The sequence below is a fragment of the Streptomyces sp. NPDC048275 genome, from assembly GCF_040652275.1.
Taxonomy (GTDB): Bacteria; Actinomycetota; Actinomycetes; order Streptomycetales; family Streptomycetaceae; genus Streptomyces.
Map to the genome: position 1 here is coordinate 12,275 of NZ_JBEZLR010000092.1, position 21,859 is coordinate 34,133.

Annotated in this window: 19 protein-coding genes and 1 pseudogene; 7 read left to right on the forward strand and 13 right to left on the reverse strand. The window is 67.7% G+C overall.

Going from position 1 to position 21,859, the window contains the following annotated elements:
* Positions 1–143: 143 nt before the first annotated feature.
* From AB0D57_RS36930 to AB0D57_RS36940, 3 genes are read right to left on the reverse strand one after another with little or no spacing between them, the layout of a single operon-like run.
* Positions 144–377 (reverse strand): DUF397 domain-containing protein, encoded by a 234-nt coding sequence (locus AB0D57_RS36930; protein ID WP_362083689.1) that lies wholly within the window; start codon positions 375–377, stop codon positions 144–146.
* Entirely contained in the window at positions 374–901 is a 528-nt protein-coding gene (locus AB0D57_RS36935) for a DUF5753 domain-containing protein (RefSeq protein WP_362083692.1), read from the reverse strand. Before AB0D57_RS36935 ends, AB0D57_RS36930 begins: the two co-directional genes overlap by 4 nt.
* The gene (locus AB0D57_RS36940; protein ID WP_362083695.1) at positions 885–2,399 is read right to left on the reverse strand and encodes an ISL3 family transposase; all 1,515 of its coding nucleotides are present in this window, start codon (positions 2,397–2,399) and stop codon (positions 885–887) included. The genes AB0D57_RS36935 and AB0D57_RS36940 overlap by 17 nt, the downstream gene beginning before the upstream one ends.
* Before the next feature lie 332 nt (positions 2,400–2,731).
* Here AB0D57_RS36940 and AB0D57_RS36945 point away from each other — a divergent pair, with 332 nt between their 5' ends.
* Together AB0D57_RS36945 and AB0D57_RS36950 are read left to right on the forward strand one after the other, a co-directional pair.
* Positions 2,732–3,175, forward strand: coding sequence for a VOC family protein (locus AB0D57_RS36945; RefSeq protein ID WP_362083755.1), 444 nt, complete (start codon positions 2,732–2,734; stop codon positions 3,173–3,175).
* A 98-nt stretch (positions 3,176–3,273) separates the two neighbouring features.
* Complete coding sequence (locus tag AB0D57_RS36950) at positions 3,274–4,722, forward strand: NAD(P)/FAD-dependent oxidoreductase (RefSeq protein WP_362083698.1); 1,449 nt, start codon at positions 3,274–3,276, stop codon at positions 4,720–4,722.
* Between the two features lie 510 nt (positions 4,723–5,232).
* On the opposite strand, the gene AB0D57_RS36955 is transcribed toward AB0D57_RS36950, so the two are convergent.
* On the reverse strand, positions 5,233–5,775 hold the full coding sequence (locus tag AB0D57_RS36955) for a nucleotide disphospho-sugar-binding domain-containing protein (RefSeq protein WP_362083701.1): 543 nt from the start codon (positions 5,773–5,775) through the stop codon (positions 5,233–5,235).
* 693 nt (positions 5,776–6,468) lie between these two features.
* On the opposite strand from AB0D57_RS36955, the gene AB0D57_RS36960 reads away from it, so the two are divergent.
* Positions 6,469–7,086 carry a TetR/AcrR family transcriptional regulator gene (locus AB0D57_RS36960; protein WP_362083704.1) on the forward strand — a complete coding sequence of 206 codons (618 nt, stop codon included), beginning with the start codon at positions 6,469–6,471 and terminating at the stop codon, positions 7,084–7,086.
* Positions 7,087–7,101: 15 nt separating this feature from the next.
* Here the strand turns inward: AB0D57_RS36960 and AB0D57_RS36965 are convergent.
* Positions 7,102–7,991, reverse strand: a pseudogene (locus AB0D57_RS36965) (zinc-binding alcohol dehydrogenase); the annotation flags it as partial.
* Between the two features lie 328 nt (positions 7,992–8,319).
* Here AB0D57_RS36965 and AB0D57_RS36970 point away from each other — a divergent pair.
* Both AB0D57_RS36970 and AB0D57_RS36975 read left to right on the forward strand, forming a co-directional pair.
* On the forward strand, positions 8,320–9,387 hold the full coding sequence (locus tag AB0D57_RS36970) for an alpha/beta hydrolase (RefSeq protein ID WP_362083707.1): 1,068 nt from the start codon (positions 8,320–8,322) through the stop codon (positions 9,385–9,387).
* Between the two features lie 44 nt (positions 9,388–9,431).
* Entirely contained in the window at positions 9,432–10,298 is an 867-nt protein-coding gene (locus AB0D57_RS36975) for a Bax inhibitor-1/YccA family protein (RefSeq protein WP_362083710.1), read from the forward strand.
* 177 nt (positions 10,299–10,475) lie between these two features.
* Here the strand turns inward: AB0D57_RS36975 and AB0D57_RS36980 are convergent, their stop codons facing one another.
* From AB0D57_RS36980 to AB0D57_RS36990, 3 genes are all read right to left on the reverse strand, one after another.
* Positions 10,476–12,770: a SpoIIE family protein phosphatase gene (locus tag AB0D57_RS36980; protein ID WP_362083713.1), complete on the reverse strand. Its 2,295-nt coding sequence runs from the start codon at positions 12,768–12,770 to the stop codon at positions 10,476–10,478.
* A 144-nt stretch (positions 12,771–12,914) separates the two neighbouring features.
* On the reverse strand, positions 12,915–13,607 hold the full coding sequence (locus AB0D57_RS36985; RefSeq protein ID WP_362083716.1) for a cytochrome b/b6 domain-containing protein: 693 nt from the start codon (positions 13,605–13,607) through the stop codon (positions 12,915–12,917).
* Entirely contained in the window at positions 13,555–14,277 is a 723-nt protein-coding gene (locus AB0D57_RS36990; RefSeq protein ID WP_362083719.1) for a molybdopterin-dependent oxidoreductase, read from the reverse strand. Before AB0D57_RS36990 ends, AB0D57_RS36985 begins: the two co-directional genes overlap by 53 nt.
* A 645-nt stretch (positions 14,278–14,922) precedes the next feature.
* Between AB0D57_RS36990 and AB0D57_RS36995 the strand changes: the two genes are divergently transcribed.
* On the forward strand, positions 14,923–15,486 hold the full coding sequence (locus AB0D57_RS36995) for a CGNR zinc finger domain-containing protein (protein ID WP_362083722.1): 564 nt from the start codon (positions 14,923–14,925) through the stop codon (positions 15,484–15,486).
* Positions 15,487–16,339: 853 nt separating this feature from the next.
* Here the strand turns inward: AB0D57_RS36995 and AB0D57_RS37000 are convergent.
* The 5 genes from AB0D57_RS37000 to AB0D57_RS37020 all read right to left on the reverse strand — a co-directional run bounded on the left by AB0D57_RS37000 (position 16,340) and on the right by AB0D57_RS37020 (position 19,831).
* Positions 16,340–16,801, reverse strand: a complete 462-nt coding sequence (locus tag AB0D57_RS37000) for a hypothetical protein (protein ID WP_362083725.1) — start codon at positions 16,799–16,801, stop codon at positions 16,340–16,342.
* A 215-nt stretch (positions 16,802–17,016) separates the two neighbouring features.
* Positions 17,017–17,388: an SgcJ/EcaC family oxidoreductase gene (locus tag AB0D57_RS37005; RefSeq protein ID WP_362083728.1), complete on the reverse strand. Its 372-nt coding sequence runs from the start codon at positions 17,386–17,388 to the stop codon at positions 17,017–17,019.
* 189 nt (positions 17,389–17,577) lie between these two features.
* Positions 17,578–17,871, reverse strand: coding sequence for a muconolactone Delta-isomerase family protein (locus AB0D57_RS37010; RefSeq protein ID WP_362083731.1), 294 nt, complete (start codon positions 17,869–17,871; stop codon positions 17,578–17,580).
* 341 nt (positions 17,872–18,212) lie between these two features.
* Complete coding sequence (wrbA, locus tag AB0D57_RS37015; protein WP_362083734.1) at positions 18,213–18,824, reverse strand: NAD(P)H:quinone oxidoreductase; 612 nt, start codon at positions 18,822–18,824, stop codon at positions 18,213–18,215.
* A 434-nt stretch (positions 18,825–19,258) separates the two neighbouring features.
* On the reverse strand, positions 19,259–19,831 hold the full coding sequence (locus AB0D57_RS37020; protein ID WP_362083737.1) for a TetR family transcriptional regulator C-terminal domain-containing protein: 573 nt from the start codon (positions 19,829–19,831) through the stop codon (positions 19,259–19,261).
* 807 nt (positions 19,832–20,638) lie between these two features.
* Here AB0D57_RS37020 and AB0D57_RS37025 point away from each other — a divergent pair.
* Complete coding sequence (locus AB0D57_RS37025; protein ID WP_362083740.1) at positions 20,639–21,655, forward strand: alcohol dehydrogenase catalytic domain-containing protein; 1,017 nt, start codon at positions 20,639–20,641, stop codon at positions 21,653–21,655.
* Positions 21,656–21,859 lie beyond the last annotated feature (204 nt).

Consider the following 21,859-nt stretch of genomic DNA (forward strand, 5'->3'; position numbering starts at 1 on the left):
GTGGAGCCCGAGCCTCCGGTGTAATGGGCTGCGCCCAGGCCGTCGGACGAGATCCCCCTGTGGCTGGCCCCGGCCGCAAAGGTTCGGGCCGACCCCATCTGCCGTGGGGCCGGCCCGTTGTCTTGCGGTACTTCAGGACGGGATCACAGATCGAGCAGGAAGTCGAAGTCCGTGTCCTTCGCACCGAGCAGCCACGCCTTGGCCTCGGACGGGGTGAAGACCTGGGGTAGGCGATCGGGGTTCTGCGAGTCACCGATCAGGACGTACCCGTCCTTGACGGCGACGCGCACGCAGTTCCCGCCGCCGCCGCTGTACTTGGACACCGTCCATTCGACCGACGACAGGTCGAACGAGGACGGGTCCGGCTTCGCTGTCACTGTTCTAGCTCCTTGATCCTTTTCTTGAGGCCCATGCGCGTCTCGTCGGGGTCCAGCGCCCGCTCCCACAGGTTGGTGAAAGTCGCGGTGTAGCGCTGCACATCATCCTCCCCGTCGAAGTACAACGAGCTGACCATCGTCTCAACCCACACGACCTGGCGGGCGGCCTCAGGGAAGGCCATCAGGACGAACGGGCCCGCAGACCCCGGATGCAATCCGACGGTGCCCGGCAGGATACGGATGGTATTGCGAGGGTCTTCGGACTCCTCCAGAACTCGCTCCAGCTGCCGCCTCGCCACGACGAGATCATCGACAGCGACGTGGAGCGCATGCTCGTCCACCAGGGCGCGGAACTCAGCGAGTGCACCCTCTCGCACCTGCTGCTGGCGGTCCATGCGAACGTCGACGAGTGCCTTGACCTCGGAGGGACGCAGGTCGGGCCGCATCTGGGCGATGACGGTGTAGGCGTAGTCCTCGATCTGGCAGAGCCCCGGCCAGATGTCCCGTTCATAGTTCGACAGCACAGCGGCCCGGCGCTCCATTGCTGGACAGGCCGGCGATGACGGCGTCCTGGTCCCGGCGCAGGCCGTTGACCAGGGAGTGCAGTGCGGGCAGGTCGTTGTGCTCGACGCGCTCCATCCATGCGGGGAGCTGGTCGCCGCTCCGGTCACGCAGCATCGCCGCGAAGTCGCGGACGTGTCGGGTGGTCGCATCGAGTTCGGGACAGCCGGCACGGATCTCTTTGAGGGTGAGAGCATCCTCCTCCGGGAGGTTGCCGGGGTTCGTCATGATCCATCTGACAATGCGGCGGGGCCGCGGAGCCGGACGAGGCGCTACTGCCGGAGCGACGGTGATGGTCTTGAAGGGGCGGAGGTAGCGCCGGGTGGTTTGGATGCTGCCCCGGAAGCCCAAGGCCCGGATTTTCTGGTGGAGTTGTGCACTGTCGCGGCAGCCCTCGTTCCACCGCTGGTGGAGATGAGCCGTGTACGCATCGAGGATGCTGGTTCGGTTCGTCGCGTTGACCAGCAACTCGTCGATGGTGGTGGCGCGGGCGAAGCGACGCACGGTGGACCGGTCCAGCCGCAGGGTGCGGCAGATCTGCTCCAGCGAACTGCCGTCAGCGAGGAGTTGCTGCACGGCGGCGTACCGCTCCCTCGTCCGGGTCACCAGTCGGCGTTCCCGCCCGCACACGTCGAGCATCGCGTCGGCCGCGGGCGGCGGCAGCTGCCAGATGTCGTCCACGGGCGGCGGGGTTGGCGCTACGGTGTTCGCGAACACGGTCCGGACGCAGGCATGATGGGCGGCGACGGTCTTCTCCACCGCCTCGCCGAGGTTCTTCCACAAATGCCAGCCGTCGGCAATCTGTACCGCCTGCGGGGCGCCCGTGCGGGCGCCCTCGGCATAGGCCCCGCCACGGTCCCGGCACACGATCTCCACCTCGGGGTGGCCGGCGAGCCAGGCGGCCAGCGGTTCGGCCTCACGCCCCGGCAGCACGCCGACCGGGCGCCGTCGTTCCAGATCCACCAGGATCGTCGAGTACGAGTCGCCCTTGCGGAGCGCGAAATCATCGACACCCAGCACCCTGACCTGCCCGACCGCCTCCTCGGGAAGGGCCCTGAGGAGGCGTAACAGGGTGTCCTTGGCCACCGGCACCCCCAGCGCCGTCGCAAGCCGGCTCCCCGGCCGCCCGGCCAGGGCCACCGCGATCGAGGTCAGCATCCCACGCAGCAACGGCGTGAAGCGGGCATGCGGACTGGTCAACCCGGCGACCTGCTCGACGAACGTCACCGCCGTACAGGCGGCGTTCAAGCACCGGAACCGGCGCACCAGCAGCTCGATCACCACACAGGCACCGCTGACCGCCGCATCGGACAACCGCCGCAGGTACCGGCCGTGCACCCGCCCTGAGACAGTGCCGCAGTGCGGACACCGCGCATCAACCGCTCGCACACGGGCATGCAGCGTGATCCCGCCGACCACCCGTTCAACCAACTCCACCACAACACCGGCCAGATGAGGCACAAGAGCCTCGAAACTCCGCGAAGTACACCCGGGACACGATGACAGGAACCACCGACACCACCCGCCCGATCACAAGATCAGCGACTGAGCCCGTAAATCCACTAACCGCAATTACCGCATTCGGCATTCGGCATTCGGCATTCGACCAACTGGAGCATGGGCGACAGCAACCCCCGCGCTTCGTGCGTCACCGTGCACAGCCGGTGACGACCATGCGAGCGACACCGCCGTCACCTGCTTGACTGGTGACGCATCGGGCTGCCATGATCACACCAGTTCAACCGGTGACGCACCGCGGTGCGCAGCCTCCGTACGTGAAAGTGAAGGCGAAGATGGATCTGAAACTCGAAGTTGTCGTGCTGCCCGTCTCCGACGTCGACCGGGCCAAGGCCTTTTATGAGGCGGCCGGGTTCCGTCTGGACGTCGACTATGTCGCCGATGAGAGCTACCGCGTGGTGCACCTGACACCTCCCGGCTCGCAGTGCTCGATCCTCTTCGGTACCGGGGTCACCACGGCCGCGCCGGGTTCGGTGCGGGGCCTGCATCTCATCGTTTCCGATATCGAGGCGGCCCACGCCGAGCTCGTCGGCCGCGGCATCGAGATGGGCGAGATCTTCCACGACGCGGGCGGAGTCTTCCACCGCGGCACGGATGAGGCACGGGTCAGTGGCCCGGATCCGAAGCGCAGCAGCTACGGCTCCTTCGCCGCGTTCACTGACCCTGACGGCAACGAGTGGGTGCTCCAGGAAGTGACAACCCGGCTTCCCGGCCGCTGACGGCAAGTCTGCCCACCGGACACCGCGGAGGGCGCGCAGGCTCCGGCAGGCGCGCCCCCGCGGAAGCCGGAACATCCGACGGAGTGACAGGAGAAATAATGGACGAGGCCTTCCGCACCTACGACGTGGTCGTCATCGGCGCCGGCCCGGTCGGCGAGAACGTGGCCGAGCGTGCCCGCGCGGCCGGGCTCAGCACCGTGATCGTAGAGCGCGAACTGCTCGGCGGCGAGTGCTCGTTCTGGGCCTGCGAACCCAGCAAGGCGCTTCTACGGCCGGTGGTGGCACGCGCCGACGCGCGCCGCGTACCCGGGCTGAGCCACGCGGTGGAAGGGCCGCTGGACGTGGACGCGGTCTTCGCGTACCGCGACAGGATGGCCGCTTACTGGAAGGACGACGACCAGGTCGACTGGCTCGATTCCGTCTCCGTCGATCTCATACGCGGCCACGGACGGCTCACCGGTCCCCGGCAGGTATCGGTAGAGACTTCCGACGAGGGCACCGTCCGGCTCACCGCGCGGCACGCCGTCGCGCTCTGCACCGGCACCGGCACCGCCCTGCCCGAGATCCCCGGGCTCGACACCGTACGCCCTTGGACCAACCGTGAAGCCACCGGCGCCGACCGTGTACCGGGCCGTCTGGCCGTGGTCGGCGGCGGTGTGGTCGCCATCGAGTTGGCCACCGCCTGGCAGGCGCTCGGCTCTCAAGTGACCATGCTCGTCCGCGGCGGCGAACTGCTGGCGAAGATGGAACCGTTCGCCGGTGAGCTGGTCGCGGAGGGACTGCGCGAAGCCGGCGTCGACATACGGCTGGGCGCCTCGGTCACCTCCGTGACGCGCGAGATCGGCGCAGACGGCGCGGTACGGATCACACTGGCCGACAGCGAGGAACTGACCGCGGACGACGTCCTGTTCGCCACCGGCCGGGCTCCGCGCACCGGGGACATCGGCCTGAAGACCGTCGGTCTCACCCCCGGCGACTGGCTCACCGTGGACGACACATGCCGGGTGACCGCCGTCGCCGATGGCTGGCTCTACGCCGTCGGCGACGTCAACCACCGGGCTCTGATGACCCACCAGGGCAAGTACCAGGCCCGCATCGCCGGAGCCGCGATCGGCGCCCGCGCCACTGGCAAGCCGGTCGACACCGCCCGGTGGGGTGCGCACGCCGCGACCGCCGACCATACAGCCGTACCACAGGTCGTCTTCACCACTCCCGAAATAGCCTCAGTCGGTCTCACCACGCACGAAGCGAAGCGAACCGGACGCCGGGTCGAGGTAGTGGACTACGACCTCGCACACCTCGCGGGCGCGCAGCAATACGCCAAGGACTACCGCGGCCAGGCCCGCATTCTGATCGACGCCGACCACGGCACGGTGGCCGGCGTCACCTTCGCCGGACCCGGCGTCGCAGAACTACTCCACTCTGCCACGATCGCCATCGCAGGCGAGGTGCCGATAGAGCGGCTCTGGCACGCCGTACCCGCCTTCCCCACCATCAGCGAAGTCTGGCTGAGGCTGCTGGAGACCTACCGGGACAAGGCCAGGTAGATCGCACCTCATGCGTACGACGTCGGCATCGCCCCATGTCCGCCAGTGTCGACCTTGACGGAGCGGCTCTGTCTCCCCCATCGCCGAGCAAGGATGCTGCGCCGAGCGGAGAAGTATGACTTCTCGTTGTTGACGCACCATCAGGTAAGAGAGGGAGACGCCCAGCAGGTCGGGGGTTCCAGCTCGCACGGGAGAAGAAGGCGTGGGTGCGGTCATGGGACCAGGCGCGTGTCAACCCCGCACCGATGAGCACGCCGGTCACCGCGCCCCGGCCGGCCTGCGCGATCAGCCCGCGACCAGCGCAGCGAAGGTGGCTGACTGTCGGCACACCGAGGCTCCGGTTCAGCAGGGCGACTTGAGGGTCACCCGCTCCAACCGGAGCCTCGCTGCCTTTGTGGCGCCCACCGGAGCATCGTCACACCGGCGTGACCTGCACACCCACATGATCGCCGCGACTTGGGACCAGCCCCGCGAGGATGGTCGCGCGCCCCGTCCGGACAGCGTGCTTCGTCATGCCGACTCAACGACCTCGGCGATGATGTCGAAGGGGCGGTATTCACTGAACTGGCTCTGGAGTTCCCTCGTACGCTCGCGGTATCGGGGATCGTTCAGCACCTTGTCGACGGCGGCGCGGACGGCCGTCACCTCAGGGCGCCTGGTGCGCAGGTTGATGCCGGTGCCGGACCACTCGACACGGGCGGCGACCTCGGGCTTGTCCTCGGTCTCACCGCCGACGACGAGTGGGACGCCGTGGCGCAGCGCCGCCTGGACGCCGCCGTAGCCGGCGTTGGTGACCAGGACGTCGGTGAGCGGGAGGAGCTGCTCGAAGGGCACGAATCCGGCGAGGTGGACGTTGTCAGGGATTTCGCCGTCCATCTCCGCTCGCACCAGGTCGGGGCCGTCAGAGCGCGCGGTGGCGACGACGACGGTGACGTCCGTGTCCGCCAGCGCGCGGATCGTGGGGACGAGGAGATGAGACGGGACGGGTCGTCGTAGTCCACGGTGCCCTGGGTGACGACGACGACCGGACGGCCGGAGGACAAGCCGGCCCACCAGTCCGGGAGTTCGTAGTCGGTATCGGGAAGGGGCGGCATGGGGCCGATGAAGCGGAACGACTCCGGCGCGTCACTGCGCGGGTACTCGAAGCCGGGGACGGTCAGCTGGAGCAGGTGATGCAGGTGATCGGGGACCGTGGCCAAGGCGTTGAAGAGCTGACCGGGGAGCGTGACCCCGATCGAGCCGAAGACGTCCTCCGCGTGCTGCTGCACGCCTGCGAATATCGCCCGCGTCCGGGAGCGCATCTCGTCGTAGCCGGCGCGCTCTTCGTCATTGGCAGGCGGGAGCAGCCCTGGACCGTAAGGCGCGGTGTCCACACTCTCCAAGAGGGCCGGCCCTATGCCGATGATCTGCACCAGGAGGGGACGCCGACCGCGGGGAGCGCGGAGGGCTATCGGCAGCGCCCGGTAGGACCCGAGCTCGCCGATCACCACGGATCTCGGCTGACGCCGGGAGCCGCAGAGGTGATCTTTCGCCTGCTTCCCATGGGTGCACACTGCGCCCGCCACCCCGGCAGACTCCAGGACCGGATTCCTCCCTGGTGGGACGCCAGACTGGATCGAGTTCCCCTACCTCGGATCACGGGGTGACCAGACCGAGAGCGGAGCCGAGAGGCGTCATCGGCGGCGGAGCTCCGTAGGTGGCTTACTTGACCACTACTTGATAGTCGATCGGTCGTATAGTTGAGGTATGGGACGGACGAGCGATGCCAAGAAGAAGATCCTTCACGCTGCACAGTCACTCATCGAACTGCAGGGCTACTCAGCTCTGGGCGTTGCTGAGATTTGTAAGACAGCCGGGGTGCCCAAGGGTAGTTTCTACTACTTCTTCGAATCCAAGGAGGCGCTCGCGCTCGCCGTGATTGACGAGCATTGGACCGCTGAGCGATGCGACTGGATCCGCATTTTGGCGAGCGACGCCGAGCCCCTGCAGCGGCTACGGCAGCTGTTCGAGGCTACGGAGGCCCGTCAGCAGGCCGGCCAGGAGAGCTGCGGAGCGGTTTCGGGCTGCATGTTCGGGAATCTCTCCCTGGAGATGAGCAATCAGACCGAAGCCGTACGCAAGCGCCTACAGGACATCTTCGACGCTCAGGTTGAGATGATCGACGCGGTCATCACCGAGGCTCTGGGACGTGGCGATGTCGTCGTCGCCGACACCCGCGAAGCTGCCCGATCCGTGGTTGCGCAACTGGAGGGCCAGGTGCTGTTCGCCAAGCTCTACAACAACACTTCTCAGCTCAGCACGCTCTGGGCGAGTTGCGTTGCGTTGCTGGGTGCTCGTGAGACTCAGGCCCCGGTCGGCATCTGACACGCCGACCACTGCGCTTTCCCCGGTGACGAGGGCGTCCAGGGCCGGGTCGGCGAGCAGGTCGAGGGCGAGGGCGAGCCGGTCGGCGTAGGTACGGCCGGCGCGGGCCGGGGAGACGGTGCCGACCTGGCTGCTGCGGATGGTGAGCCGGCGGGAGTGGAAGGCCTCGCCGAGCGGGAGGGCGACGCGCCGGTCGCCGTACCAGCTGAGTTCCAGCACCGTGCCCTCGGGCCGGAGCAGTTCCAGGGCGCGCGCAAGGCCCTGCTCGCTGGCGCTGGCGTGCACCACGAGGTCGCACTCGCCGAGGGCGTGCCCGGGCGAGGCGAAGTCGACGCCCAGCGCCTCGGCGACCTCCGCCCGCGCGGGATCGGCGTCCACCAGTTGGAGCCGCACCCCCGGGAAGCGGGCCAGCAGCGCGGCCACCGAGCAGCCGACCATGCCGCCGCCGCGACCACGGCGATCCGGTCACCGACCAGCGGCGCGGCGTCCCACAGGGCATTCACCGCGGTCTCGACCGTGCCCGCGAGCACCGCGCGCCCGGCCGGCACGTGCGGCGGCACCGGAGTGACGGCGCTCGCCGGGACGACGTAGCGGGTCTGGTGCGGGTACAGGCAGAAGACCGTGCGGCCGGACAGCTCCTCGGGTCCCTCCTCGACCACCCCGACGCTGAGGTAGCCGTACTTCACCGGCCCCGGGAAGTCGCCCTCCTGGAAGGGGGCGCGCATGGCGCCGTGCTGGCTCTGCGGCACTCCGCCGCGGAACACCAGCGTCTCGGTGCCGCGGCTCACCCCGGACCACAGCGAGCGCACCAACACCTCACCGTCGGCCGGCTCCGGGAGGGTCACGTCGCGTATCTCGCCATGGCCCGGCGAGCGGAGCCAGAACGCACGGGCGGAGCGGTTCATCGTCGTCCTCCTGAACGATCGGGAAGTTGTTCTCTTGACGCGTATGACATGTGTGACACGTGTGCGGCAACAGAAGCTACACAACCCTGCGCATCTCCCACGGCACGGCCTGGATCCATGAGCGTGGCCCGCCTATTTGCCCGCCCCTGTGTCCATCGCAAGACACACATATCTGTGACTGCGCAACAAAAAAGTCACCTGTTTGACTGGTGACGAATCCTGTGGAACAGTCATCGCGCAGCCGCACTGCGATGCCCCAGGGCCGATCTAGTGGCATGCCCTGCGACCACCACATCGACCTTCGGAACCGGACAACGGAGGATTTCAAATGATCGACAGGCGTACCTTCAGCAAGGCTGTCGGCATGGGCACGGGCGCAGCCGCAGTCTCGCTGGCCGGCTTCCAGGGAAGCGCGAAGGCCTCAGCCGCAGCCCACCATGGTGGTGACACTCCGACACCGACGGTGCCCACGGTGGCCCCCGGCACACACACGTCGTTCGCCGCACTCAAGCAGGTCAAGGCGGGTGTGCTGGACGTCGGTTACGCCGAAGCGGGCCCCGCTCATGGCCCGGTCGTCATCTGCCTGCACGGCTGGCCCTACGACATCCACAGCTACGTCGATGTCGCTCCCCTGCTGGCGGCGGAAGGCTACCGGGTCATCGTCCCCTACCTCCGCGGTCACGGCACGACACGCTTCCTCTCCTGCCGGACGTTCCGCAATGCCCAGCAGTCGGCGGTCGCTCTCGACATCATCGCCTTGATGGATGCCCTGAAGATCGAAAAGGCCGTTCTCGCCGGCTTCGACTGGGGCTCGCGCACCGCCGACATCATCGCGGCCCTCTGGCCCGAACGCGTCAAGGCGCTGGTGTCAGTGAGCGGATACGTCATCACCAACGTCGAGGCGCAGAAGAAGCCGTTGCCCCCCAAGGCCGAATACGCGTGGTGGTACCAGTACTACTTCGCCACCGAGCGGGGCCGTCTCGCCATGGAGGACAAGACGGACCGGCATGACCTGTGCCGCCTCGTCTGGGACACCGTCTCCCCGACCTGGCACTTCGACGACGCCACCTTCGAGCGCACAGCCGCCGCGTTCCAGAACCCCGACTACGCGGCCATCGTGATCCACAACTATCGCTGGCGGCTCGGCCTCGCCGACGGCGAACGCCGCTACGACCGGTATGAGAGGCAGCTCGCCACCCGGCCCGTCATCGAGGTGCCCACCATCACCCTCGACCCCGAGCGCGATCCCTTCACCGCGCCCGGCAACGGCGCCTCGTACCGCGATCGGTTCACGGGGAAGTACGACCACCGAACGTTGACCGGCATCGGTCACAACCTGCCGCAAGAGGCTCCCACCGCCTTTGCCCAGGCGGTCGTTGATGTCGACCGCTTCTGAGGCTGCCGTACCCGCGCCACATGCGGCGCACGAGGAGGAACGACGTGAAGACGAGTAACCCGATCTTCTCCCGCTGGGGATTCGACCGCACGGTCGGTCAGGCCGGCACCAGCGTGCGGCAGCCGGTCAGTGCCTCGGTTGCCGCCCGCCCCACGGTCGATCACATGACCAATCCGTACCAAGCGACCAGGGGTCCGAGCCTCCTGAAGGGCTCTCGGGCCGACCGTGCCACGATGACGTTGGACGACGTGATCGTCCGCACTGCGACGGCGCTCTCCACCGTAGCCCTGGCCGCGGCTCTCTCGTGGATCCTGCTGCCCGTTGACGAGACGAACGTCGGCCAGTCGTACGGGCTCGCCATCGGCGCGGCCGTGATCGCCTTCGTCCTCTCGATCATCCAGGCGTTCAAGCGCACGCCTTCCCCGCCCCTGATCCTCGGGTATGCGGCGTTCGAAGGGGTCTTCCTCGGTGTCATCTCCAACGCCACCTCGACGTACATCGCACCGGGCGTGATCGTCCAGGCAGTCCTGGGCACCTTCGCCGTCTCCGCCGGCGTGCTGATCGCGTACCGAATGCGCTGGATACGCGTCACCCGGAGGTTTTTCGGCTTTGTGCTGGCCTCCGCCGCCGGCTTCCTCCTGCTCATGGCGGCGGACCTGCTTCTCTCTGCCTTCAGCGCAGGCAACGGCCTGGGTTTCGACAGCGGCAGCCTCGGCGTCGTCTTCGGCATCGTCGGCATTGTTCTCGGCGCGTGTTTCCTGGCACTGGACTTCAAGCAGGTCGAGGACGCGATCACCTATGGCGCACCGCGCGAGGAGTCATGGCTGGCCGCCTTCGGTCTCACCGCGACACTGGTGTGGATCTACCTGGAAGCGCTGCGTGTACTGACCATCCTGCACAGCGACGACTGAGCTGTCCGGCACCGGCGAGGGGGCATACGCACGGCACGCGTGCCCCCTCGGTCAGCTCTTCGTTCCGCTCGGTGTCGGCGATCCCGGTGCGGGGCGATGGCAGCAATGCGCCGCCTCATACCCTGAAGGCGCGCAGAGCCGGCCGGCTCATGTCGGCAGTCAGGAAGGTTGAGACGTTCAGCGGTCCAAAAGCGTGCGCACCGCGCTTCGTGACTCAACGTTCGGGATGTCCAGCTCGAGCCAGACGTTCTTACCGCGCCCGCTGGGAGAGGTGTTCCACGTACGGGCCAGCGCGTCGACGAGAAACAGGCCACGCCCGTGTTCCGCCCGGGAACTGCCCTCGTCCGACATGGAGTAGGGAGTGGGTATCGGCGGGTCGCTGTCCGCGTCCCGCACCTCAAGACGGACGCGGTCCGGGTACGCCCGCAGTCGAACGTCGACATCGCTTCCCGCGTGAATGAGGGCGTTGGTCACGACTTCCGACGTGACGAGTTCGAGGTCCTCCGACATGTCCGCCAGGCCCCAGCGGTACAGATGGTCGCGCACGAAGCCGCGGGATTTCTTGACTCCCCTCAGGTCGCGCCGCTGGATGTGCAGGTGCCCGGCCCCAGGGGCCGTACCTTCGTCTGTTCCTTCGTAGCGGACCAGGAGCAGGGCCGTGTCGTCGCGCCGGCCGTGGGCGGTGCTGCCGCCGAGCAGCCGGTCTGCCAGCTCTTCGAGTTCGGTCCCCGCTTGCGAGCCGACGGCGTCCAGTCGCGCTGCGGCGCTGTCGCCGTCCCTGTCGAGCAGCCCGTCCGAGTAGAGCATGAGCACCGCGCCCTCGGGGATGGTGTACTGCCGGGTTCGGAAAGGAGTGTCGATGGGCAGTCCGAGGGGAACGTTGGCGGGTGCCTGCAGCGTGCGGACGGTACCGTCGCGCATCCGGAGAAGCGGCGCGGGGTGCCCCGCCAGCGCCACTTGAGCCACTCCGTCGTTCGTGTCCAGCGCCACCACACAGCACGTGGCCAGGAGTTCGGTGCCGAGCCGGGCAAGCAATGCGCCGGTCCGTTCCAGAAGCGCCGCCGGCCTGTGGCCCTCGGTGGCGTACGCGGCCACCGCGCTGCGCAACTGCCCCATGACGGCGGCGCTTTCGATCGTGTGCCCCTCCACGTCCCCGATGACCAGCACAACGAGATCATCCAGCATGCTGATCACGTCGTACCAGTCGCCGCCGGCCTCGCCGCCGACGGCGCCGGCGACTTCGGCCGGCTGGTAGCGGGCCGTGGTGGTGAGCCGCGGGACCTCCGCGAGTGCGGAGGGAAGCAGACGTTTCTGTATCGCCTCGGCGAGCGCTTGGCGCTTGGTGCTCAGTTGGACGCGCTGGACGGCCGAGCCGAGCAGTCCGGCCATCATGGTCAGCACGGCCCGTTCCTCGGGCGGGAAAGTCCGCGGTCCGCCGAAGGACAGCCAGCAGATCCCGACAACGTGTTCGGCTTCGGACATCGGTAGGTCGATGACACTCCTGGTGCCGACGAGCGGAAGGTAGGCGGCGGCATGCGCCTTGTCGTCAGGCCCGTCGCGCAGGTGGGGCGGACTACCGGGCTCGCCGCGAAGGAACAGCGCCCGTCCCCGCACGGCGCGGGCGGCGGGCGTGCGGGCCTGCAATCCGCTGCCGTGGAGTTCCCGGACCAGGTGCGATGACTCACCGCTGTGCCCCAGGACCCACAGGCGTCCTTCAGCTGCCGAGATCAATGCCATCGCCTGGGCACCGAACGGCACCATGACGCAAGCCTCCGCTGCCCCGGTGATGTGCTCCATGGTCGTCGCCCGGTTCAGCCTGTCGGCCAGTCGCTGCAAGGGATAGAGGAGGGTCAGCCCTGCGGACCCGGCGACGCCTGGAACGCCCCAAGGGACTTGGCCCACGGTCTCGGCGGAGGGATCAGAGTCGAAGACCGGGACCAGAACGGGAAGGCGCCCGGGCGTGATGGCGGTGCCGCGGGCGGAAAGTTCGGCCAGGACGGTGGCCAGCCGGTCACCGAGCCGTTCGAACCCTTCACGGTCGGCGGAGCTGTATTCGTTGCCGCCTTCGGCACGGAGGACCGTCAATGAACCGAAGCGGCACCCCACCGCTGCGAGTGGGACGGAGGCGGCGGTGTAGGGATAGGCCATCTCCCCGCGCTCCGGATCTGTCTGCGGGGCCGGGTCGACCAGGAGTGCCGTCCCGCACTGAGCCAGGGCGCGCGCGGAGGTATGGGGAGAATCCAGGGCTACACGGCAGGGCAGCGTGAAGACGGAGGGAGGACTGCCGCCGATCATGGCAGCCCACAGTTCGGTGCCGTCAGCGGCGAGCAGATAGACGGCCGCCGCCACGGCGTTCAGTCGGTGAGCAGTCTCCTGCACGGCCTCGTGCAGTGCCGCCGCCAGTTCACTGCCGAGGATACCGGCGGGAGCGCTCTCGTGGTCGTGGTCTAGAACTGGTCCGGTGCCGCCCACGGCATAGTTCCTGTCCTGAGAAACGGTGTGCGTCGGATGTGTCCGCGCCCTTTCGAGACCCTGTTGGCAGCCCATCCAGTGCGCCTCAGTACCCGAAGCCCGGCGGTCACACTCGCCGCATCATGTGGACTTTCCCAGGGCATGTCACTTGGTGTTCGCTTTTTCGGTAACGGTACCTGCGTGGTCGTGCCGCAGCCACCGGGAGTGATGCCGGGCGGCCCAGGACGTGCTGACATATCCCGTGCGCATCCCGAGCCTCGCCTCGCGGTCCTGGTACGCCTTCCGCATGTGCCCGATCAGGACGATGGCGATCGCCCAGGCGAGGCAGTCGTGCACGAAGATCGCGCTGGTGCGAGAGATGAAGGGCAGCAGTCCCATGAACCACATGAGCAGACCGGTGAACATCATCACCAGCACGGCGCCTGCGACCCAGCCCGCGTAGATCTTCTGGCCCGCGTTGAACTTGCCGGCCGGCCGAGCGTCCGGCGACGACAGCCGTCTGCGGACGGCTCTCAGCCACTGTCGGTCGTATACCGCGAAGCGGTTCAGTCTGCGCAGGTCCGCGCGGAGGTCCTGGGAGAGAAGCCCGAGCAGGAAGGGCAGCGGCAGACAGATGCCCGACCACTCATGGACGGTGGCCATCAGGTGGCGTCGGCCGACGAGTTGGGCCAGCGGGCCGAAGTACAGACAGGCCGCGGTGACCAGGCACAGCAGCATCAGCCAGCCGGTTGCCCGGTGGACCAGGCGTTCGGCGGGGCTGAACCGGCGGACCCTGCCGGCCCGCTCAGGCCGCTTCGCTGTGCCTGTCGGCGTCGTCGAGCCAGCCGTCGACCGCATAACCGCGCTCCTCCCAGTAGCCGGGGATGACCTTGTCGGTGACCGAGATACCGGACAACCACTTGGCCGATTTGTAGAAGTACATGGGGGCCACGAACAGGCGCACCGGTCCGCCGTGCTCGTGGGTGATCGGTTTGTCCAGCATGTCGAGCGCCACCAGAACATCCGAGCGGCGCGCCTGCTCCAGGGTGAGGCTTTCGCTGTATGCGCCGTCGAAGCAGGTGAACCGGATGGCCGCACCCTCGGAGCGCACTCCGGCGGCATCAAGGAGGTGCGCCAGCTTCACGCCCTCGAAGGGCGTTTTGTCCACCTGCCATCCGTCCGTGCACAGGACATCGTGAACGACCCGGGTCTGCGGCAGGGCACGCAGCTCTGGCAGCGTATAGGTCTTCGGCCGGTCGACCAGGCCGTCGATCCGCAGCTCGTAGTTCGTCTCGTTCTTGCGCGGTACGGAGCCGACGACGCTGTAGTACCGGAATCCGCCAGGGTTGGGAAGCAGGCCGGTGAGGCCGGTCGCATCGACCTGAGAGGCGGCGCCGAGGAACCCCTCCCAGCCGTGCTGCAGATAGGGGGCGGCGGCGAGGCCCGCGGCACCCGCGGCAAGCATGCCCAGCAATGCCCGCCGCCCCACCGGCGCACCCTCGGCGTTCCGTTTCGGCCGTTCTGCCATGTTCAGCACTCCTTCGAGGTGGCGACTATTTCGGCGACACTTTCGAGGTGGCGACTATGTCGGCGACGCTCGTCGCGCGAGACGGTCGCGTTTGCGCCGGCGAAGGTGATGGCCGGCTTGACGGAGGCACCGAAAACGCGCAGTGCTGGACCGCAGAGCCTCGCCCCCCTGCCTCCACGGCACCTCAGCCTGCGCCGATCCCGGACCCCTCAATGGCGGAAGGGCCAGGCCGCCCGGCTCAGCCGGTAGCCACGACACCCTCCTGGTCGCCGACGTCCGAACCGGGCGGCGCTTCGGGGTGGCACCGGCCACTCAGAGCCCCCTTGGGCCCCACTACGACACCGTCACCAGTTCAAGCGGTGACGATGGTGGCACGGCTTCCCGCGCACTGTCAACGAAGGGGCGAAGGCGATCACCTTTTGCCACTCACCAATCGCAGCGAGGCGTCACCGGCGCCTGCGGACCTCTACAACGAGTACGCCGCCACCGGCTCCGCGGCAGGCCGACCGCGGTCCCTGACGACTGCAAAAATCGCCACGCTCACTGGGCCCCAGGCGGGGTGAAGCGCCAGGCGACGAGCCGGGGCTCACCTTTCTGAAGTGACGGCTCTTGCCGTCACTTCAAGTCACCTGTCAGAATAGTGACGTGGATCATCATCATGTCTTCGTGTGCGGCAATCCTGCCCTCGACTTCGCCGCGACTCTGCGCGCGCGACGTTCGGTGCGCTTCGAGATGTTCGTTACACCGGACCGGCTGGACGCCTGGTACGTGGAGTCAGGACTCGTCGACACCATCACGCCTGGCGACGAAGAGGACGTCGAGCAGGCCAAGGCGGTGCGGGAGGCCATCTACGAGCTCGTCACGGCCCGTCGGCTCGGTCAGGAGTACGGCGGGGAAGCGCTCAGCGTGTTGAACGGCGCTGCGCGCAAGCCCCCCGCGTCGCCGCAGCTCACCCCGACCGGGCGCCAGACCGAGGCGACCCCCGAACAGGCCCTGTCCACCGTCGCTCGGCATGCCGTCGAACTGCTCAGCGGTCCGGATGTGCCTTTGATGAAGGAGTGCGGCAACCCTGAGTGCACCCGCGTCTACGTCGACCGCTCTCGAGGCGTGCGCCGACAGTGGTGCGGTATGGAGTCCTGTGGGAACAAGATCAAGGCAGCCGCCTACCGCGCCCGCAAGAAGAGCGCGCCCGCAGCGGCTGCTCGCTGAACGTCGGCACCGTCCGCAGGACAGTGCTCGAGGAGGGGCGGAGGGCAGCCGATTCCAAGGTCTCGACGGCCACTGGGGGTCATGGCCGGCCTGTTGACCTCCCGTGGGCGATTGTCGTCCTACGACACCCCGGGCAGACCGGCTGTCGATCCGACACCGATGGGCAAGGCGCCGCGACAGCGGCAAAAGCGTCGGGACACCTGTCCCGCTCAGATGGCATCAGTCAGTCGACCAGACCGACGTCATGGACGAGCTGCCGTCCAACCGCGCCTGAACCGTTGTACCCGCCCGCGACACGAAGTGAAGCCGGATGTCGGAAGAGTCTCGCCCGATCGCCCGATCGCATTGGGCTATGCGCATCTTCCAGATCACGCGGCGACGGCAAGCGCCCCCCGATCGAGTCGTATGTCTGACGCAGCGGCGCCAAGTCCGCCACATTCCGCCCAACGCCGCAGATCGCAGGGGTTCTTCACGACCGATCAGGGCGGCCAGCGGCACTTGCCAGCAGGAACCCGTCGCACCGGCGGGCGAGCCGGCAAGCAGACGGTAGCCCGGATCGTGCGCGATCAGCGTCGCTCCGCTCAGCACGCCGTACCAGTCGGTCGCAATACGCGAGGGACGCGACGCGACGGCCTGCAGCCCCCCTGTCGCAGCAGTCCACGCTGGTGCGCAAAGCCCCAGGGGGCTCGCAGCGGTCTGGCTGAGCTGGGCGAGCACGCGCCCAGCTCAGCCCATCCACTCTCTGCCCCTTCGGGCGAGAAAGTTTGACCGCACGGAGTCACAGGCCTGAGGGCCAGGTCACTTCGCCAGGTGCATGCAGTCAGTGATGCGTGCCGCCCAGCTTGAAGTCTCGCTACTTGGCAGTGACATCGCTCGAGTACACCAGGGCGACCCGGTGGTTGTACTGAATGGTGTACACGGTCTTGCCACCCGTGACGACCGTGCCGTTACCAGCGAAGTAGTCGTCAGTGGCATGCGGCGCCGTGGTCGCCACGTATGCCTGGCCGGCGGGGATGCTGTACATGCTCAGCGGAGCCTGAGTCGAGGGGCTCAAGCCTGCTGGGTACTCGGAGACGTCGGGATAGCTGGAGCCGTACACGGCGACCGGCGGGCTCGCGGGCGTCGCGCCGGACCAGACGACGGTCACGCCGTGAGCGCGGACGGTGTTGCCACCGTGCGGGTTGTAGAACCAGACCTTCGAGCCGCTGAACCAGACAGCCGTCCAGGCGCCCTTCTTCCCGGCAACCACGAACTGCTGGCCGGCCTGCGCCGTGCTCCCCCAGTCGGAGATCCGGCGCGATCCCCGCCCCCCCACACAGATGGGTGGCCATTGACCAGGGGTCCGTCTACGGACTCACCCCGGTCGTCGCCCAGGTGACGGTGAAGGCCCTCTCGCCCCGAGGCCGAACAGGACGCGTTCGCGAGTCCCCCCGTCACTGAGGGAGGGCAGGCGGGCCCAGCCGGGTGTGACATCCGCTTCCTGCCAATGTCAACGCAGGTCACCCGGCCGCGGCGCGTCTGCGGAACTCGTCAGTCGAGCTTGGACACCTGATAGTGGGCGATGTACCACTCGCCACCTATTCGCCTGAGCACGATGCTGAGACTGACTCGAATGCTCGGCCGATCGGTGAAGGAGAAATTGACGCTGAGGTACCCAAGCAGAACATCCTCGGCAAGTACCCGTGTTTCGAGCACCTCGTAGTCCGCCGCCAGCCCGAGTGGCTGGGAGTCGTAGTACTGCGCGACCGCTTGCCGACCGACGCTGTAAGGGCGGAGCCCCTGGAAGATCGCGTCCTCGGTGAAACATGAAGCCACCTGCTGCGGTTCATGCGCATCGACCCCGGACTTCCATCGGTCCATGACACCACGCAGGATGTTTTGCTGTGCTTCTGTGCTGTCCATCAAGGCTTCCTCATCTCATGAACTGGGGCCACACCGCGTACAGTGCCCCGGGGTGGGCTTTGCCGTGTCTCTGGAACACATCTGCGGGCTTGGTGCGCCGAGGTGCGGGGCAGGGCATGGACTCCCCCTCAGTGCGGCGGTCGTGATCGGCGCACCGAGCCGTGGCAGTGAGGTGCCGCGCCAGAAGACTCAGCGGGTCCGGCCCGGATCATTGGGGTGTGACTGCAGGGCGGTGATCACCGCGGTCATCCAGGGCCACAGGGGCAGGCTTCCCAGAACCTTCTCACGCAACTCCGCCTCGTCGTCGGCGCACCACACGCCGACGCTGCGCAGTTCCCCGACCGGGCGCCACAGCCGGAACAAGTGGCCTTCGGCGGCGAGCTCCTTGGCCCGCGCAGTTTCGGCGGCGCGGCGCCGGTCGACTTCTGCTTGGTCGGTCCCCTCGGGCACGCTGGTGGTCAGCTCGACCAGGAACTCCTTCACGGTCTCTTCCTCTCTCGTTTCTTCGGGGGACGCAAGGCTTCGCGACAGTCTGCGAGACCCCGCGATGCCGGAAAAGTCGGTCTCTGTCCAATGCAAACAGGTCTACGCGTCAGCGCCAGACGGCGAGGTGGGGCCGTATGCCCGGCGCCATCAGGATGAACCTCGCACGCGCCGGGCCCCGAGTGGTGCCGCCGGTTCACGGCCCAGAGACCCGTCTCCACTGATACTTCAGGGAAAGCGCGGGAACCCCTGGCCGCTGCGGATCCATGTTTGCGTCGGACGCTGCAGCTGGTGCGACGTGTCGGTGACCGCTGGGGCGGCACCGACACGTCTGCGTGTGGTCAGGCAGCAGCCTTGAGCGCAGTGGCTATCTTGACGACACGCTGGGCCTGGATGCCGGCGGCAGTGCGCGTGATGTCGTCCACGGGGTTGCTGCCCTGGCCGTCCGCGTGGGAGGTGCCGTACGGGTTGCCGTCGATGAACTTGCGCGGGTCGGTGAAACCAGGGGTAACGGCGATGCCGCCGAAGTGGTGCACCGAGTTGTAGAGCGCAAGGAGGGTGGACTCGTGGCCGGCATGGGCCGTGGCGGTGGAGACGAACCCGCTGTAGACCTTGTCGGCGAGCTTGCCCTCCGCCCAAAGGCCGCCGAGGGTGTCGATGAACTGCTTGAGCTGGGAGGAGACGTTACCGAAGCGGGTCGGCGTGCCGAAGACAACGGCGTCGGCCCACTCGATGTCCTCGGGGGTGGCCTCGGGGATCCCGGCGGTGGCAGCGTGGTTGGCGGCCCAGGCCGGGTTCGAGTCGATGGCGGCCTGAGGGGCGAGCTCAGCGACCTTGAGGAGACGGACTTCGGCGCCGGCCTTGACGCCTGCGTCGCGGAGCTCCTTGGCGATCTCCGTGATCGTACCGGTGGACGAGTAGTAGACAATGGCGAGCTTGACGGGAGTGGCCACAGGGAGCTCCATTACATGAGGGGTTCAGGCGGACCGAAATAGTCGACCGGTCACCTAAGCTAGACGACCGGTCGACTTGCGTCAAACGTACCCCAGCCTGCGGAAACGGAATAGTCGATGACTTCATCGCCCTGGGCATCCGAATCATCGTTGAGCGCCAGGTGGCCGGACGGGCCGTAGAACTGTTGCCGGCGGCGGGTCCGGGGGCGCCCGCTTGCCTCCCCGGACCGCCACACAACCGGATTCGGCCACCAAGCCGGTCAACATGCGGACCCGACGAGGAAAGCGACCGGACTCGGCCATGCGGCCGCTCTTCAGGACGGCGCCGGCGGCCACGCCATCGGCGGAGCCGACCCGGCGCCGCCGAGGCCCGGGTTCGGCCACGACTCGGTGGCCCCGGTGATCGGTTGGGCCGGCTGCACGGTGAGGAAGTTCTACCGCAGGACGATGTCGAAGACGGTACGGAAGAATGCGTCCACAGGTGCCGCCGACTTGTCGGCGCGCGCCGCGATCAGCGTCCCCTCCCAGGCGCTGAGGACGAACAGCGCAGTGGCCGCCACATCAAGGGAGCTGTCCAGGTCGCCTGCCTCTTGGGCCTCAATGAGCACCTGCCGAATCTGTGAGGCCCACCCATCGAAACCGCGCTTGATCGCGGACCGGATCTCCTCGTTGTGATCAGCCACTTCGGCGCCGAAGTTACCCACGAGGCATCCTCGGACGAACCCGTGCTCGACTGTGTCCTTACTCAGGAACTCGAAGTGCGCCCGAAGCCGCTCCAGCGGCGGACGTCCCGGCGTGGTGAGCACGTCGAACCGCAATGTGGCGGCGTACCGGCTCAACGCCTCCAGGGCGCTCTCCTCCTTGCTGGAGAAGTGGTTGTAGAACGACCCTTTGGGAACCCCGGCGGCCTTGGTGATGTCGTTGATGCCTGTGGCGTTGAAGCCTCGCGCATGGAACTGCTGAAAGGCTGCCTGCGCGATTTCCTCACGCTTGGACGCACGTCCCATCTCCATCACCTCGCATCAAATATGTCCGGTCGCCTAGGTCAAACTGCGGCTACTCCAGTTGGCGCACAGCGCCGGCACACGGTCGATACGTGTGAGAAGTCCGGGCGTCGGGGCCCCGGAGGCCGAGATGACCGGCCATATTGTAATCCTCAGGCGCCATGGCCGCTGCCTCCGTTCAGTCGCTCGAGGACATGACTGCGGGGTGCGCCTTCCTGCCGAGGCCGGGCTCGCCGCATGCCGGCCTCCCAGACCGGCTGCCCAGCCTTCTGACAGCGCCCCGGGTGCAGCGGACGGCTCCGTAATCCCCTTCAAGGAGTCAAAAGGCGGAAGGAGGAAGTCGACCTCTTGCGGCCCTGAATGTGACCGACCCTGAACTGCTGTCCGCGGGGCATCCACTGCGGACCGCCCCGGGTGTCCTGATCAGCCCGCACGCCGGCGCTTCCACTTCTGTGATGCAGCCTCACGCCAACAGACTGCTCGGCGTCCAGTTGCGCTGCTTCACCTACGGGCAGGAGCTGGAGAACGCGGTTCCCACGGTCCCCGGCGCCGGAGGAGCCGTCACATGTAAGCGGTCTCGAGACATCGACATGCGTCAGCGCCCGCCGCGCTCCAGGAACGCCAAGGCGTCGCCAAGACCTGGGTTACTCTTTAAGACGACCGGTCATTTTCATCGCTTGGCGTCTTCACCCCCCTAGCTGACCTGGTGCTTTCGCCGGCGATGCGCGACGGAAAGTCCTCCGTCGCCCTAGGAACCGAAGTCCGCCACCTTGCCCGCGCACTTGGGCAGAACGACACTCAGGAGCAGTCATGTCCACATACCGGGCCTTCGAGGCCACTGGTGTCCATAACCTGCAGTTGGTCGAGCGCGAGCTGCTCGATCCCTCACCGGGACAGGTGCGTGTGCGAGTGGAGGCTTGCGGCATTTGCCACACCGACGTACTGGCTGTGGAAGGCCTGCGCAGCGACCCGTCGCACCCCCTCGTTCCGGGACATGAGATCGTCGGCGTCATTGACGCCGTAGGAGCCGGCGTCACCGCCTGGCAGCCCGGTGACCGTGTCGGTGTTGGCTTCCTGAACGGGCACTGCGGGGAGTGCGAGCCGTGCCGCCGTGGTGACTTCGTCAACTGCCTCAACCAGGAGCAGACGGGGACCACGACCGACGGCGGATACGCGGAGGTGGCCTACGCCCGGGCCAGCGGCCTGGTGCGCATCCCCAAGGGCATTTCGGCCATCGACGCCGCTCCACTGCTGTGCGCTGGACTGACCACCTTCATTGCACTGCAGCAGGGACCCACCAGGGCCGGCGCCCTGGTCGCCGTGCAGGGTATCGGCGGCTTGGGACATGTGGCCCTGCAGTACGCGCGCAGCCTCGGCTACCGTGTCGCCGCCATAGCCCGGGGGGCCGAGAAGGAGGCGTTCGCACGACAGCTGGGCGCCCACGAATACATCGACAGCACCAGCACCGATCCCGGAGCCGCGCTGGGCGCCCTGGGCGGCGCCGCTGTCATCGTCGCCACGGCGTCCAGCGGTTCCTCCATGAACCCGTTGGTCCGCGGCCTCGCCCCGGGCGGCAGGCTGGTCGTGGTCGGTGCCGCACCCGACCCGCTGACCGTTTCCACCCCCGACCTGATCTTCGGCACTCATTCCATCGTCGGCAGCCTGACCGGTTCGTCCATCGAGAACGAGGACAACCTCGCATTCAGCCTGGCCCACGGCATCCGTCCCAGCGTCGAGGTCATGCCCTTCACTCGGGCTTCGGAGGCCTACGAGCGCATGCTCTCGGGCGAGGCCCGCTTCCGTGTCGTGCTCGACGTAGCGGCCTGAAACGTCGGCAGTGCCGGGCCGGGCGCCGCCCCGGCACTGCCGTGCGGGCCGACGAAATGCCACGCCTGCATCCGAAACAGAACTTCGCCCAGAGCCTTCACCCCGCTCTTCGGCACACGTCTCCAGGGTCCCCCCTATGACCAACACCAGACAGAACACCGTCGCAGCGCCGGACTCCACGGCCCCGCCCGGGCTGCCGTTGTC

Coding starts and splice junctions, on each gene's coding strand:
- AB0D57_RS36945 (WP_362083755.1), top strand. CDS start 2,732: ATGGATCTGAAACTCGAAGTTGTCGTGCTGCCCGTCTCCGACGTCGAC.
- AB0D57_RS36950 (WP_362083698.1), top strand. CDS start 3,274: ATGGACGAGGCCTTCCGCACCTACGACGTGGTCGTCATCGGCGCCGGC.
- AB0D57_RS36960 (WP_362083704.1), top strand. CDS start 6,469: ATGGGACGGACGAGCGATGCCAAGAAGAAGATCCTTCACGCTGCACAG.
- AB0D57_RS36970 (WP_362083707.1), top strand. CDS start 8,320: ATGATCGACAGGCGTACCTTCAGCAAGGCTGTCGGCATGGGCACGGGC.
- AB0D57_RS36985 (WP_362083716.1), bottom strand. CDS start 13,607: ATGCGGTCGACGGCTGGCTCGACGACGCCGACAGGCACAGCGAAGCGG.
- AB0D57_RS36990 (WP_362083719.1), bottom strand. CDS start 14,277: ATGGCAGAACGGCCGAAACGGAACGCCGAGGGTGCGCCGGTGGGGCGG.
- AB0D57_RS37005 (WP_362083728.1), bottom strand. CDS start 17,388: ATGGACAGCACAGAAGCACAGCAAAACATCCTGCGTGGTGTCATGGAC.
- AB0D57_RS37020 (WP_362083737.1), bottom strand. CDS start 19,831: ATGGGACGTGCGTCCAAGCGTGAGGAAATCGCGCAGGCAGCCTTTCAG.
- AB0D57_RS37025 (WP_362083740.1), top strand. CDS start 20,639: ATGTCCACATACCGGGCCTTCGAGGCCACTGGTGTCCATAACCTGCAG.